Raw genomic sequence first — 15,214 nt, forward strand, 5'->3', positions numbered from 1 at the left:
AAATCACTGTGGAAGCGCTCTGCTCGCGATGGGGTCATCACCTTCAACATTGCTGTCGACTGTCACTCCGCTATCGCGAGCAGGCTCGCTCCCACATTGGGTATTGGTGTACCTCGATCTGCCCGACACTGCAGATCTACTGTGGGAACGGGCTTGCTCGCGAAGGGGCCATCACATTCAATATCTCTATCGACTGACACTCCGCCTTCGCGAGCAAGCCCGCTCCCACCTTTGAATCTTGTCACTCCGACTGGCGCGTGTCAGTTTAACCCCAGCTCACGCCAGATCCGCATGACTTGCCGCCGCTCGTCCGCGAACTGGTCGCCCGGAATCACCCCTGGGTCCTTCTGCAAGGCCTGCCGGTGGGCGGCGGAACGGTACGCTTTATACGCTTCACGCAACAGGCTGGCATCTTCGACGGGCATCAGTCCTTCATGCTCCAGCTCTTCCAGAATGCGGATGTTATCCGTCCAGCGCAGCAATGGCGGGTGTGTTTCGGACCACGCCAGGGCCGCGTATTGCACCATAAATTCAATATCGACGATACCTCCAGCATCCTGCTTGATATCGAACGGCGCCGTGGCTTCGAAGGCATTTGCCCCAGTGCCGGCCGCCGTACTCTTGCTGCCGAGGTTATCGCGCATCTTCGCGCGCATCTCGCTGACGTCCTGGCGCAAGGTTGGCAAATCACGCGTCTTGCCCAATATCGTGGCGCGGACTTTCTCGAATGCCTGGCCGACATCCTGACTGCCCACCAGCACTCGCGCCCGCACCAACGCCTGATGCTCCCAGGTCCAGGCTTCGTTCTCCTGATAACGGGCAAACGCCCCCAGGGAACTCACCAGCAACCCCGACGCACCGGACGGGCGCAGACGCATGTCCACTTCGTACAACTGACCGGAGTTGGTCTGCGCCGTCAGCAAGTGAATGATCCGCTGCCCCAACCGAGTGAAAAACTGCGCGCCATCGATGGGTTTCGGTCCATCGGTTTCAGCCTGTGGATCGCCGTCGTGGATGAACACCAGGTCCAGGTCCGAACCATGCCCGAGTTCCAGGCCACCGACTTTTCCATAACCGACAATGATGAAGCCGGGATCGCACAAGGTGCCATCCGTGCGCAGCGGCGTGCCGTACTTGGCCACGGTCTGGCGCCAGGCCAATGCCAGCACTTGCTCCAGGATCGCTTCGGCGAGCCAGGTCAGGTAGTCGCTGACTTTCATCAGCGGCAGGCTGCCGGCGATTTCCGATGCGGCCACCCGCAGGCGGTGCGCCAGCTTGAAGTGGCGCAGGGCTTCCATTTGCTGTTCGAGGTCATCCTCGGGAATCCGCGTCAGGCGCTCGCGCAGTTCAGCGGCCAACTCCGGCGCCAGTGGTGGCTTGAACAAGCGGCCTTCGTTGAGCAATTCGTCGAGCAGCAGCGGGAAACGGGTGATTTGCTCGGCGATCCACGGGCTCGCCGCGCACAGGGTCAACAAACGCCGCAACGCACCGGGGTTCTCGGTCAGCAGCACCAGGTACGCGGAACGACGGGCCACGGCTTCAACCAGCGGCAACACCCGCTCCAGCACCAGGTCCGGATTGTCATGTTCCACGGCCTGTGCCAGCAAACGCGGAATAAAGGCATCGAGGCGTTCACGTCCCAGCCGCTGCATCGCCCGCAATTGCGGACTGCTGCGCAGGCTGGCCAAGGCCTTCAGAGCTTTGGGGGCATCCTTGAAACCACCCTCTTCCAGCTGGCGACAAGCGGCCTCATCGTCCTGAGCCTCTTCCCACAGCGGCAACCACTCGCCGCCGACCACCACTTCGCTTTCGGCACCCTGCTCTTCGTCGGGATCGGCGATCACCTGCCCGAAGTGCCAAGCCACGCGGCCGCGCCAATACATCAATTGTTCGTGGAAGGCGGTCCAGTTGGCGAACCCCAGCATAAAGGCAATACGCGCCTGATCCTGTTCGCCATTGGGCAACATTTGCGTCTGGCGGTCGGCAATCGCCTGAATCGCGTGTTCGGTGTAACGCAGAAACTCGTAACCTTCACGCAGCTCGCTGATCACCGCCGGCGGCAGGTAACCCTGACCTTCCAGTGTGCTCAGCACCTTTAATAGAGGGCGTTGCTGCAAGCTCAAATCGCGGCCGCCGTGGATCAACTGGAACGCCTGGGCGATGAACTCGACTTCACGAATACCGCCGGAGCCGAGCTTGATGTTGTCGGCCATGCCCTTGCGCCGCACTTCCTGCTGAATCAACTGCTTCATGGTGCGCAGCGCTTCGATGGCCGAAAAGTCCAGGTAGCGCCGGTAAACGAATGGCCGCAGCATCTCTTGCAGTTGCGCACCGGCCACCTGGTCGCCGGCCACCACCCGCGACTTGATCATCGCGTAGCGTTCCCAGTCGCGGCCCTGATCCTGGTAATACTGCTCCAGCGCATTGAAGCTCAGCACCAGCGCGCCTGCCGAACCGTAGGGGCGCAAGCGCATGTCGACGCGGAACACAAAGCCGTCGACGGTCATCGGGTCCAGGGCCTTGATCAGCCGCTGGCCGAGACGAATGAAGAATTCCTGGTTATCCAGCGGGCGTTTGACGCCGACGGTTTCGCCACCCTCGGGGTAGGCGAAAATCAGGTCAATGTCCGACGACAGGTTCAGCTCCACCGCGCCGAGCTTGCCCATGCCGAGGATGACCATCTGCTGTGGCTCGCCGCTGCGGCGCCCGGTCGGCACGCCGAACTGCTGGCAATGGCGCACGTACAACCATTGATAGGCCTGATCGATACTGGCATCGGCCATGTCCGAGAGGTCGCGGCAGGTCTGGATCAAATCGGCCTGGCGGGTCAGGTCGCGCCAGATGATCCGCACCTGATGGCGTGCACGCTGGCGACGCAAGGCACGGCCAAGTTGATCGTCGGTCTCGGCTGCATTCACGGCAGCCGCGATCTGCGCGCACAACTCACCGGGAGCGAAGCTGCGGTCCAGTTCTCCGGACTGCACCAGCTCGAGCAACATCAAAGGGTCACGAACAGACTGTTCAATCACGAAATCGCTGGCGGCGGTGATGCGGGCAAATTGCGCCCAGCGTTCAGGCGTCCAGGCAGACAACCCGTGGTCGTCGTCCAGGGCGGCGACGGCAGCCCGGAACGACTGCTCGGCGCGGGTGACAAACGGCAGGAGAATGGCGGGCAGTTCGGCAAGCGAAGGGAGGCTCATGGTCTATCCTTGATCGGCGTACAACGGGCTGCATGTAGTGGATTTCTAAAACCCACTACCTGAGGGACTGTCGAACAAAAGTTAGAAATAGCTGAAATTTCTTTTATTTTGGCAGCCAGCATCAAGCTTTTACCTTTAGTAGTTGGAAAAAGACCAACCTTAACGATTATTCTCACAACGCAGCCGGGGGGCACAAGCCGCTCATCTGTAGTTTTACTACTCGTATATACATTAGACGGGCTGAAATGCCGGAAGATTTGTAGTAAAACTACACGCCGCCGGAACAACCTGTCGGCAATCCAAGAATTCATAACGTCTGCCCACAAGGCCAGTCGCTAACTCAGGCAACCGATTCTGGTAGCCTTTCCGCCCTGGAGCAAGCCATGCAAGACCTCGATCCCGTCGAAACCCAGGAATGGCTGGACGCCCTGGAATCGGTTCTCGACAAAGAAGGCGAAGACCGTGCTCACTATCTGATGACCCGTATGGGTGAACTCGCGACCCGCAGCGGTTCGCAGTTGCCTTACGCCATCACCACGCCTTACCGCAACACGATCCCCGTTACCCACGAAGCACGCATGCCTGGCGACCTGTTCATGGAACGCCGCATTCGCTCGCTGGTACGCTGGAACGCGATGGCCATGGTAATGCGTACGAACCTGAAAGATTCTGACCTCGGCGGTCACATCTCCAGCTTCGCTTCCAGTGCGACCCTGTATGACATCGGCTTCAACTACTTCTTCCAGGCCCCGAGCGACGAACACGGTGGCGACCTGATCTACTTCCAGGGCCACACTTCGCCAGGCGTTTACGCCCGTGCATTCATGGAAGGCCGCATCACCGAAGACCAGATGAACAACTTCCGCCAGGAAGTCGACGGTCAGGGCCTGTCGTCCTACCCGCACCCTTGGCTGATGCCTGACTTCTGGCAGTTCCCGACCGTATCCATGGGTCTGGGCCCGATCCAGGCGATCTACCAGGCTCGCTTCATGAAGTACCTGGAACACCGCGGCTTCATCCAGCCAGGCAAGCAGAAAGTCTGGTGCTTCCTGGGCGACGGCGAGTGCGACGAGCCGGAATCCCTGGGCGCGATCTCCCTGGCCGGCCGCGAGAAGCTGGACAACCTGATCTTCGTCATCAACTGCAACCTGCAGCGCCTCGACGGCCCGGTTCGCGGCAACGGCAAGATCATCCAGGAACTCGAAGGCGTGTTCCGCGGTGCTCAGTGGAACGTGACCAAAGTCATCTGGGGCCGTTTCTGGGACCCACTGCTGGCCAAGGATGTCGACGGCATCCTGCAACGCCGCATGGACGAAGTCATCGACGGCGAGTACCAGAACTACAAGGCCAAAGACGGCGCGTTCGTGCGTGAGCACTTCTTCAACACGCCGGAACTCAAGGCGATGGTTGAAGACCTGTCCGACGACGAGATCTGGAAACTCAACCGTGGCGGCCACGACCCGTACAAGGTCTACGCGGCGTACCACGAAGCGGTCAACCACAAAGAACAACCGACCGTCATCCTGGCCAAGACCATCAAGGGTTATGGCACCGGTGCCGGCGAAGCGAAAAACACTGCGCACAACACCAAGAAAGTCGATGTCGACAGCCTGAAGTTGTTCCGCGATCGTTTCGACATCCCGGTCAAGGACGACGAGCTGGAAAACCTGCCATTCTTCAAACCGGAAGAAGGCAGCGCCGAAGCCCGTTACCTGAGCGAACGCCGTACCGCGCTGGGCGGTTTCGTGCCACAGCGTCGCGCCAAGAGCTTCAACATCCCGACTCCGCCACTCGATACCCTCAAGGCGATCCTGGACGGCTCGGGCGACCGCGAAATCTCCACCACCATGGCTTTCGTGCGGATCCTCGCGCAACTGGTCAAGGACAAGGAAATCGGCCCGCGCATCGTGCCGATCATCCCGGACGAAGCCCGTACCTTCGGTATGGAAGGCATGTTCCGTCAGCTGGGCATCTACTCCTCCGTCGGCCAGCTCTACGAGCCAGTCGATAAAGACCAGGTGATGTTCTACAAGGAAGACCAGAAAGGCCAGATCCTCGAAGAAGGCATCAACGAAGCAGGCGCCATGAGCTCCTTCATCGCTGCCGGTACTTCGTACTCCAGCCACAACCAGCCGATGCTGCCGTTCTACATCTTCTACTCGATGTTCGGCTTCCAGCGTATCGGCGACCTGGCCTGGGCCGCTGGCGACAGCCGCACCCGTGGCTTCCTGATCGGCGGCACCGCCGGCCGTACCACCCTGAACGGTGAAGGCCTGCAACACGAAGACGGTCACAGCCACCTGCTGGCCGCGACCATCCCGAACTGCCGCACCTACGATCCAACCTACGGCTACGAGCTGGCGGTGATCATTCAGGACGGCATGAAGAAGATGACCGAAGAACAACAGGACGTCTTCTACTACATCACCGTAATGAACGAGTCCTACCAGCAGCCAGCCATGCCGGCCGGTGCCGAAGAAGGCATCAAGAAAGGCATGTACCTGCTCGAAGAAGACACCCGCGAAGCGGCACACCACGTTCAGCTGATGGGCTCCGGCACCATCCTGCGTGAAGTCCGTGAAGCGGCGAAGATCCTGCGTGAAGAGTTCAACGTCGGCGCCGACGTGTGGAGCGTTACCAGCTTCAACGAACTGCGTCGCGACGGCCTGGCCGTTGAACGCACCAACCGTCTGCACCCGGGCCAGAAGCCTAAGCTGAGCTACGTCGAAGAGTGCCTGAACGGCCGTAAAGGTCCGGTCATCGCCTCGACCGACTACATGAAACTGTTCGCCGAGCAGATCCGTCAGTGGGTACCGTCCAAGGAATTCAAAGTCCTGGGCACCGACGGTTTCGGCCGCAGCGACAGCCGCAAGAAACTGCGTCATTTCTTCGAAGTCGACCGTCATTTCGTGGTGTTGGCAGCCCTGGAAGCACTGGCTGACCGTGGTGACATTGAACCTAAAGTGGTGGCCGAGGCCATCGCCAAGTTCGGTATCAACCCGGAAAAACGCAACCCACTGGACTGCTGAGGAGAGACTCTGTGAGCGAACTCATTCGCGTACCTGACATCGGCAGCGGTGAAGGTGAAGTAATTGAACTGTTTGTGAAGGTCGGCGACCGTATCGAAGCCGACCAGAGCATCCTGACGCTGGAATCGGACAAGGCGAGCATGGAAGTGCCTGCGCCGAAGGCCGGTATCATCAAGAGCCTGAAAGTGAAGCTGGGCGATCGCCTGAAAGAAGGCGACGAACTGCTGGAGCTGGAAGTCGAAGGTGCCGCTGCTGCGGCCCCTGCGGCTGCCGCTGCGCCAGCCGCCAAGGCTGAAGCCAAACCGGCTGCTGCTCCTGCCGCCGCCGCTCCTGCTGCTGCGCCGGCTGCCGCCAGCGTTCAGCAAGTGCACGTGCCGGACATCGGTTCGTCGGGCAAGGCCCAGATCATCGAGATCCAGGTCAAGATCGGTGACACCGTCGCGGCCGATCAGTCGCTGATCACCCTGGAGTCCGACAAGGCGAGCATGGAAATCCCGTCGCCTGCCGCTGGCGTGGTCAAGGCCATCAGCGTCAAGCTCAACGACGAAGTTGGCACCGGCGACCTGATCCTGGATCTGGAAGTGGCGGGTGCTGCGGCACCGGCTGCTGCTCCGGCCCAGGCAGCCGCTCCGGCACCTGCTGCAGCACCTGCACCTGCACCTGCGGCAGCCCCGGCTGCTCCAGTGGCCGACAGCGTTCAGGATATCCACGTTCCGGACATCGGTTCGGCGGGCAAGGCCAAGATCATCGAAGTCCTGGTCAAGGCCGGCGACACCGTTGTGGCCGACCAGTCGCTGATCACCCTGGAATCCGACAAGGCCAGCATGGAAATTCCATCGCCAGCCGCTGGCGTGGTGGAAAGCGTTTCCATCAAGCTCGATGACGAAGTCGGTACCGGCGATCTGATCCTCAAGCTGAAAGTCAAAGGCGCTGCCCCGGCCGCTGCACCGGCACCTGCCGCTGCCGCCCCGAGCGCTCCTGCTTCGGCTCCAGCCGCTGCTGCCCCTGCTGCCGCCGCACCTGCTGCATCGCCGGCCGCCGCCCCAGCCAAGCCTGGTGCCAAGGTTCACGCCGGCCCTGCCGTGCGTCAACTGGCCCGCGAATTCGGCGTCGAGTTGAGCGCCGTGGGTGCCAGCGGTCCGCACGGTCGCATCCTGAAAGAAGACGTGCAGGTTTACGTCAAGGCCATGATGCAGAAGGCCAAGGAAGCACCGGCCGCCGCTGCTGGCGTAACCGGTGGCGCGGGCATCCCGCCGATTCCGGTCGTGGACTTCAGCCGCTTCGGTGAAATCGAAGAAGTGCCGATGACCCGCCTGATGCAGGTCGGCGCCGCCAACCTGCACCGCAGCTGGCTGAACGTGCCACACGTGACGCAATTCGACTCGGCGGATATCACCGAGCTCGAAGCGTTCCGTGTTGCCCAGAAAGCCGTTGCCGAGAAGGCCGGCGTCAAGCTGACCGTCCTGCCGTTGCTGCTCAAGTCCTGCGCGCACCTGCTCAAGGAACTGCCGGACTTCAACAGCTCGCTGGCGCCAAGCGGCAAAGCGATCATCCGCAAGAAATACGTGAACATCGGCTTCGCCGTCGACACCCCGGAAGGCCTGCTGGTACCGGTCATCAAGAACGTCGACCAGAAGAGCCTGCTGCAACTGGCTGCCGAAGCGGCTTCCCTGGCTGAAAAAGCCCGGACCAAGAAGCTCTCGTCAGACGAGATGCAGGGTGCCTGCTTCACCATTTCCAGCCTCGGCCACATTGGCGGCACCGGCTTCACGCCGATCGTCAACGCGCCGGAAGTGGCGATCCTCGGTGTCTCCAAGGCAACCATCCAGCCAGTCTGGGACGGCAAAGCCTTCCAGCCGAAACTGATGTTGCCGCTGTCGCTGTCCTACGATCACCGCGTGATCAACGGCGCCGCTGCTGCACGCTTCACCAAGCGTCTGAGCGACCTGCTGGGCGACATCCGCACCATGCTCCTGTAACACCGGCCGGCCCTCCTTCACCGGAGGGCCTGCTGCGTTCCACGTTTCCGAGCGCCACGCTCGTACCTCAACCCCGCCAATTTGGCGGGGCTTTTTTTGCCTGAAGTTTTTACCCTCGAAAGAAGCCTTCCTACATTTGTGGCTGATATCGCCCACAACTCGTATCCATTTCAACCTGTCTTTTTTTCGGGCCCAATAATTAAGCTTGGTTATGCGGTTATTTATTACAACCGATACAACCCACTCATTTATTCGATAACCGCCGAATGGACTCGAACATGTTAAAACCAACTGTCGGCCCGATTATTGGCCACACCACAACTAACCATGCGCGTATTTTCTTGCGCGGCGAATTACAAAAAAATGCGTTGGCATTTGCCGGCATTCGTTATCGACGACGCAATGACAAACACTGGACCGAAGGTGTTTTTGTCAAACTCGAACCTGCGCATGACATGTCCGCTGTCATTGCGCTAATCGGCCTGGTCGCCGATACCGACTATGAATATCAAGCGGGCTGGTTCAGCCCGATGAGCCCGGCGCACACCGTCGAGACCGTACAGGAACTGCCGCTGCAATGGCCGCGACAGATTTACCGCCTGCGTACCCCTTCCAGCCAGGCCTGCCTGCCGCGAGCCTATATTGTCGGCTCTTGTCGATACCTGCGCATGACCGCCGGCATGGCGTCCGCCCCGCACTGGGGCGACAGGATCTTCGCTTCGATTTCGCATCGGGTGGCGCAATCCAACCCGCCCGTCAGCGCCCTGTTGATGACAGGTGACCAGGTTTACGTCGATGACTTGAATGTCTTCGCACCGGATCGCGAACGCAATGAAATCCTGCACAAGTATCGCGTAGCCTTTTCCCAACCCAATATCGCCGAGTTAATGTCCGGACTGCCAACTTACATGATCCTTGATGATCACGAGATAGAGGACAACTGGCCAGCCAACAGGAAAAAGTCCGACGACTCCTTATATGCGAACGCAATAAATGCCTACGAGATATATCAGGCCAGTCACAGCCCGGCTCACGAACTCTCTGCCAATGGACAAATAAACAATCGCCTGGATAAGTACTGGTATCAATTTACCGAAGGCGATATCGAATGGTTTGTCACCGATAGCCGGACCCGCCGCAACTTGTCCGCCGACAATCGACGCATCCTGGATGAAAAACAGGAACAGGCCTTGTGCGAATGGCTGATCAACAGCCCGGCCCGGGTCAAGTTCGTGGTCACCAGCGTGATGTTCTACCCCGACCGAAAAAACAACGACAATGACGCCTGGAAAGCCTTTGCGGAACAACGCCTGCGCCTGCTGGAAATTATTCGTACACACCGGTTGAAGAATGTCATTTTCGTGTCCGGCGACGTCCATGGCTCCCTGACCAGCCGCCTGGGCCACAGCGAGGATCCGGACTTCGAGGTTCACACCATCGTGTCGTCACCGCTGTGCAACAGCAAACTGCTGCCTTATGCCAGATCATCCACGTTTATCCTCGATCGACCCCTGGCCCGAACCGCTGCCGGCGACTATCGTCATGAGCTGACCAGCAAGGTGATCAGCCAGGATAACTTTGCCCACCTGGTCGTCGAAGCCGGGCAGATTCAGGTGAATTATCACGATCGGGAGGGCCAGCTGTTGCAGTCCATCGGCATCCGTTTGCGCTGACCCGGAGACAGGTCGCAGCCGCTGGCAATACTTGCAGAACTGCGATCTTTTCGGCGAATAGCATTACTTTTAGCCTCCGACTGAAGAAATCCCTTCGGCTGCCGACATATTCTTATAGCACTTGGCCTTCATCTCTCTTGTCAGTCGGTGTCGCAATGATGCAACCTTGCCGCAGGCAACAGTAAAGAGGGCGAGAGCCCGGCGCGTTCAGCAAATTCGAAGCGAGTTTCCCTCCATGAAAAGCCAACCCGATGCCGCCAGCCGTATGGTGGCCGAGGTAGTGACGCAGTTGCCTGTGCCCTCGCGGCTCGGCATGCTGCGTTTCGAACGGCTTAATGAACCCAGCTGGGCGCTGCTGTTTCTCGATCCCAATTGCGAACGCCAGTTCGGCCTGCCAGCCGTTGAGCTGTGTGCGCTGGTGGGCTCGCCCTACGCCAGCCTGATGGAACCGGAAGCGCGCTATCAACTGCACGATGCGGTCCAGCAACAGCTGACTGAAAGCACGCATTACCTGATCCGCTACACCCTGCACACCGCCTCGGGCTCCCTGAGCCTGCTGGAACTGGGCGAAGCCTACAAACAACACAATCGACACCTGTTACGCGGCTACCTGTTGGTCATTGACGGCCTGTTCGAGGATGACCCGCTGCTACCGGCCCTGGATCTGGAAACCCAGAACTCACGCCTGCAAATCGCCCTGGAACTCAATCAGCGTGCCCAGCAGGAGCAACTGCTGCATCTGGACCGGGTGCGTGCCCAGCAGGACCTGATCCTGCTGCTCACTCGTCAACGCTACAGCAGCAACGATTCCTTGCGCGAAGCCGCCGAGCTGATCACCCGCAGCGCCTGCGACATTTACGAAATCGACTGCGCCAGCCTGTGGCACCTCGAAGGCTCGATGCTGGTGCCGATCTCGGCCTATCACCGCACCAAGCAGGAATACCTGCTGCCGCAGCCGATCGACGTCAGCGTTTTCCCCGACTACCTCGACGCCTTACACACTGGCCGTGCCATCGACGCCCATAACGCCATGCGCGACCCACGTACCCGGGAGATGGCTGAAAGCCTGCGCCCGCGCGACGTCAACGCGATGCTCGATGCCAGCATCCGCGTCGATGGCCAGGTGGTCGGCGTGCTGTGCCTGGAGCAAACCGGTGCGACCCGCGCCTGGCAGTCGGATGAAATCGCCTTCGCCGGAGAACTCGCGGACCAGTTTGCCCAGGTCATCAGCAACCACAACCGGCGTGCCGCCACCAGCGCCCTGCACCTGTTCCAGCGTGCGGTGGAACAAAGTGCCAACGCCTTTTTGCTGGTCAACTGCGACGGCGTGGTGGAATACGTCAACCCGAGCTTCACCGCAATCACCCAATATTCCACCGAAGAAGTGCACGGTCAGCGCCTGTCGGAACTGCCAGCCCTGGAGAACCTCAGCGAACTGCTGTTCGACGCGCCTTCGGCGCTGGCCAAAAGCAACAGTTGGCAGGGCGAATTCAAGAGCCGCCGGAAAAACCTCGAACCCTACTGGGGCCAGTTGTCGATCTCCAAGGTTTACGGCGACAACCGCGAGCTGACCCACTACATCGGCATTTACGAAGACATCACCCAGACCAAGCTGGCCCAGCAACGCATCGAGCGCCTGGCCTACACGGACAACCTGACCAATCTCGGCAACCGCCCGGCGTTCATCCGCAACCTCGATGAACGCTTCGCCCGGGACAGCGACGCGCCGATCAGCCTGTTACTGGTGGACATCGACAACTTCAAGCGGATCAACGACAGCCTTGGCCACCAGACCGGCGACAAACTGCTGATCAGCCTGGCCCGGCGCCTGCGCAACAGCTTGATCCCGAGCGGCAGCCTGGCGCGATTCGCCAGTAATGAATTCGCCGTGTTGCTGGACAACAGCGACCTCTCGGTGGGCCAACAAGTGGCCAACCAATTGCTGGCGACCCTCGACAAGCCGATGTTCGTCGACAACCAGTTGATCAGCGTCACCGGCTCCGTGGGCCTGGCCTGCGCGCCGCTGCACGGGCGCGACCCGCAAACCCTGATGCGCAACGCCGGGCTGGCGCTGCACAAGGCCAAGGCCAACGGCAAACATCAGGTGCAGGTGTTCACTGAGGCGCTGAACGCCGAGGCCAGCTACAAGCTGTTCGTCGAAAACAACCTGCGTCGCGCCCTGACCCAGAATGAACTCGACGTGTTCTACCAGCCCAAGCTGTGCCTGCGTAGTGGGCGCCTGTTGGGCATGGAAGCACTGCTGCGCTGGGACCATCCGGAAAAGGGCATGATCCGCCCGGACCAGTTCATCAGCGTCGCCGAAGAAACCGGGCTGATCATTCCGATCGGCAAATGGGTTGCCCGCCAGGCCTGCCGCATGAGCAAAGAGCTGACCGCCGCCGGCCTGGGCAACCTGCAAGTGGCGATCAACCTGTCGCCCAAACAGTTCTCCGATCCGGACCTGGTGGCCTCCATTGCCAACATCCTCAAGGAAGAAGCCCTGCCAGCTCAATTGCTGGAGCTTGAGTTAACGGAGGGCCTGCTGCTGGAAGCCACCGAAGACACCCACTTGCAACTCGACCAGCTCAAGCGCCTGGGCCTGACCCTGGCCATGGACGACTTCGGCACCGGTTACTCGTCGCTCAGTTACTTGAAAAAATTCCCCATCGACATCATCAAGATCGATCGAAGCTTCATCCACGAAATCCCGGACAATCAGGACGACATGGAAATCACCTCCGCAGTGATCGCCATGGCCCACAACCTGAAACTCAAGGTCGTGGCTGAAGGCATCGAAACTGCCGAGCAGTTGTCGTTCCTGCGCCGTCACCGCTGCGACGTCGGCCAGGGTTACCTGTTCGACCGTCCGATCCCGGGCAACGAGCTGATCGAAAAGCTCAAACGCTACCCGCGTGGCCCAATCGCCTGACAAACTCAGAATCTGTGGATGACACAAAACCTGTGGGAGCGGGCTTGCTCGCGAAGGCGGTGTGTCAGAGCCGTGGTTACTGACTGATTCAACGCCTTCGCGAGCAAGCCCGCTCCCACAAGGTAGTGCGTATCTGGCCGGCATTGGGCACACTGGCAGTCTGTTTATTTACAACTCAACCTGACTGAGAGGACTGATCATGGTTCTGCGCTCGGAAATTCTGGTGAACAAAAACGTGCTTCCTACTAAAGATCAAGCTCTGCCTGGCCGCGAAACCCCGATGAACTTGCCTGAGAAGCACTTTGTCTTCAAAGACACCCCTCTGCTGGGCCCATTCTTCGAGGACGTCGAGTTCGCAATCTTCGGCCTTGGCTGCTTTTGGGGCGCGGAACGCCGCTTCTGGCAGCGCGACGGCGTGGTCAGCACTGTTGTGGGTTACGCCGGTGGCTTCACGCCGAACCCGACCTACGAAGAAGTCTGCTCGGGCCTGACCGGCCACGCCGAAGTGGTACTGGTGGTGTATGACAAGGCCAAAGTCAGCTACCAGGAGCTGCTGGCGATGTTTTGGGAACTGCACAACCCGACTCAGGGCATGCGTCAGGGCAACGACATCGGCACCCAGTACCGCTCGGTGATCTACGCCACCTCGCCAGAACAACTGGAAGCTGCGCTCAAGAGCAAAGAAACGTACCAGGCTGAACTATCCAAGGCCGGCCTCGGTGAAATCAGCACCGAAATCGACCAGGCCCCGACCGTCTACTTTGCCGAGGCTTATCACCAGCAGTACCTGGCCAAGAATCCAGAAGGCTACTGCGGGATTGGCGGGACTGGCGTGACCTGCCCGATCTGATCGACAGGATCGAATGTAGGAGCCAGGCTCCCACTGGGTCTGTGATCGACACAAGACCCTGTGGGAGCGGGCTTGCCCGCGAAGGCGTCAGATCAGACGCCAATGAAATAACCGATCAACTCTCGGCAATCAACCAATCCATCTGCCACCCACCCTGGGTCTGCCCCAGCTTCTGGGACAACCACGGCAACAACTCACGCAACTCTTCCTCCAGCCCCCACGGCGGATTGGCAATCGCCAGCCCGGAACCGTTCAGGCTGTTCGGCGTATCCAGCGGATGCACCAGCAACTCCACCCGCAGCAACTTTGGCGCCCCCGTTCCAGCCAGGTCCTGGTAGAAACGACGCAACGCGCGCTGATCCTTCACCGGGTACCAGATCGCCGCCACAGTCTGGCGCATCCGGCCAATCGCCTCTTTCAGCGACGCGGCACAGCGTTGCATCTCGTCGAGCTTTTCGAACGGCGGATCAATCAGCATCACCGCACGCTTCTCCGGCACCGGCAACAAGGCCCGCGACACGTGCCAGCCCTCACCCAGATGCACCTTGACCCGGCGATCACCGGCCATGTTGTCCTTGAGCAGCACGCCGTCTTCCGGGTGCTTCTCGTTGAGCAACACGCGATCCTGTGGACGGGTCAGACGCCGCGCCAACTCCGGCGAACCCGGGTAATAGCGCAACTGTCCATCGGGGTTCATCTCGTGCAGCACCTGCATGTAATCAGCGGTCAGGATCGGCAGATCCGGCTGATCCCACAAACGCGCAATGCCTTCCAGGTATTCACCGGTACGGTTGGCCTGGTCGCCTTGCAGGTCGTACAGACCAATGCCGGCGTGGGTGTCGAGATAGGCAAACGGCTGCTCCTTGCGCGACATCAGGGCGATGAGGCGGGTCAAGGTCAGGTGTTTGAACACATCGGCGTGATTGCCGGCATGGAAGGCGTGACGATAATTCATGGCTGCTCCTGCGAAGGCCGGGAAGTTTACCTTTTACCGGCCGGCAAGTCAGGGGTTGGCGGCCGAGTGGACACAACCCAACCCCTGTGGCGAGGGAGCTCGCTCCCGCTGGGCTGCGAAGCAGCCCCAAAACCTGAGCCCCGGTTTTGCCTGACACACCGCAACCGCTGGTTTACGACTGCTGCGCAGCCGAACGGGAGCAAGCTCCCTCGCCACAAAAGCCCTCTGCGCTACGCTGATGGTCGAGCCCGCAACCGCCGCCCAACCACATCCAGCACATCACAGCCATCGCGCAACGGAATGGCGCAGAGCAAGGCAAAGTCACTGAGAATGAACGAATCACACTCCACCGAGCCACGCATGGACAGGTTCTCCAGCACCTGGGTGACGGCACGAATCCGGTAGCCGGCAGCGTCGGTCAATACATCCAGAGGTGCTTGGGTGTCGACGAACAGGGTGGGCATGTCGTTGCAGTTGCTGGTGAGCGCCATGAAGCGGTTTTCGGGGTGGGGGATGGGTTTTTCGTAGGGTGGATCGGGGTGAAGTGTTTTCATCGCTCTAGCTCCTAACGTATGGACTGGAGCCGCCAAACATCACTT

General features: G+C 60.1%; 8 protein-coding genes. 5 read left to right on the plus strand and 3 right to left on the minus strand.

Annotated features, from left to right (window positions below):
• Positions 1–260: 260 nt before the first annotated feature.
• Positions 261–3,200, minus strand: coding sequence for a bifunctional [glutamate--ammonia ligase]-adenylyl-L-tyrosine phosphorylase/[glutamate--ammonia-ligase] adenylyltransferase (gene glnE / locus ABIA48_RS12610; protein WP_429488996.1), 2,940 nt, complete (start codon positions 3,198–3,200; stop codon positions 261–263).
• A gap of 383 nt (positions 3,201–3,583) precedes the next feature.
• On the opposite strand from glnE, the gene aceE reads away from it, so the two are divergent.
• The 5 genes from aceE (at position 3,584) to msrA (ending at position 13,660) form a co-directional block, all read left to right on the plus strand.
• On the plus strand, positions 3,584–6,229 hold the full coding sequence (aceE, locus tag ABIA48_RS12615; protein WP_116262946.1) for a pyruvate dehydrogenase (acetyl-transferring), homodimeric type: 2,646 nt from the start codon (positions 3,584–3,586) through the stop codon (positions 6,227–6,229).
• An 11-nt stretch (positions 6,230–6,240) separates the two neighbouring features.
• Positions 6,241–8,208 carry a dihydrolipoyllysine-residue acetyltransferase gene (aceF, locus tag ABIA48_RS12620; RefSeq protein WP_429488998.1) on the plus strand — a complete coding sequence of 656 codons (1,968 nt, stop codon included), beginning with the start codon at positions 6,241–6,243 and terminating at the stop codon, positions 8,206–8,208.
• Positions 8,209–8,486: 278 nt separating this feature from the next.
• Positions 8,487–9,881, plus strand: a complete 1,395-nt coding sequence (locus ABIA48_RS12625; protein WP_429489000.1) for an alkaline phosphatase D family protein — start codon at positions 8,487–8,489, stop codon at positions 9,879–9,881.
• A gap of 235 nt (positions 9,882–10,116) precedes the next feature.
• A complete protein-coding gene (locus ABIA48_RS12630) occupies positions 10,117–12,810 on the plus strand; it encodes a sensor domain-containing phosphodiesterase (RefSeq protein ID WP_429489002.1) in 2,694 nt (897 codons plus the stop codon).
• Positions 12,811–13,009: 199 nt separating this feature from the next.
• Positions 13,010–13,660, plus strand: coding sequence for a peptide-methionine (S)-S-oxide reductase MsrA (msrA, locus tag ABIA48_RS12635; RefSeq protein ID WP_429489004.1), 651 nt, complete (start codon positions 13,010–13,012; stop codon positions 13,658–13,660).
• Between the two features lie 115 nt (positions 13,661–13,775).
• Here the strand turns inward: msrA and ABIA48_RS12640 are convergent, their stop codons facing one another.
• Together ABIA48_RS12640 and ABIA48_RS12645 are read right to left on the minus strand one after the other, a co-directional pair.
• Complete coding sequence (locus ABIA48_RS12640; RefSeq protein WP_429489006.1) at positions 13,776–14,615, minus strand: 23S rRNA (adenine(2030)-N(6))-methyltransferase RlmJ; 840 nt, start codon at positions 14,613–14,615, stop codon at positions 13,776–13,778.
• A 230-nt stretch (positions 14,616–14,845) separates the two neighbouring features.
• Positions 14,846–15,169, minus strand: coding sequence for a hypothetical protein (locus ABIA48_RS12645; RefSeq protein ID WP_429489008.1), 324 nt, complete (start codon positions 15,167–15,169; stop codon positions 14,846–14,848).
• Between the last annotated feature and the right edge of the window lie 45 nt (positions 15,170–15,214).

The organism is Pseudomonas sp. S30_BP2TU TE3576, assembly GCF_050436025.1.
Classification (GTDB): domain Bacteria; phylum Pseudomonadota; class Gammaproteobacteria; order Pseudomonadales; family Pseudomonadaceae; genus Aquipseudomonas.

Coding starts and splice junctions, on each gene's coding strand:
- glnE (WP_429488996.1), bottom strand. CDS start 3,200: ATGAGCCTCCCTTCGCTTGCCGAACTGCCCGCCATTCTCCTGCCGTTT.
- aceE (WP_116262946.1), top strand. CDS start 3,584: ATGCAAGACCTCGATCCCGTCGAAACCCAGGAATGGCTGGACGCCCTG.
- ABIA48_RS12625 (WP_429489000.1), top strand. CDS start 8,487: ATGTTAAAACCAACTGTCGGCCCGATTATTGGCCACACCACAACTAAC.
- ABIA48_RS12630 (WP_429489002.1), top strand. CDS start 10,117: ATGAAAAGCCAACCCGATGCCGCCAGCCGTATGGTGGCCGAGGTAGTG.
- msrA (WP_429489004.1), top strand. CDS start 13,010: ATGGTTCTGCGCTCGGAAATTCTGGTGAACAAAAACGTGCTTCCTACT.
- ABIA48_RS12640 (WP_429489006.1), bottom strand. CDS start 14,615: ATGAATTATCGTCACGCCTTCCATGCCGGCAATCACGCCGATGTGTTC.
- ABIA48_RS12645 (WP_429489008.1), bottom strand. CDS start 15,169: ATGAAAACACTTCACCCCGATCCACCCTACGAAAAACCCATCCCCCAC.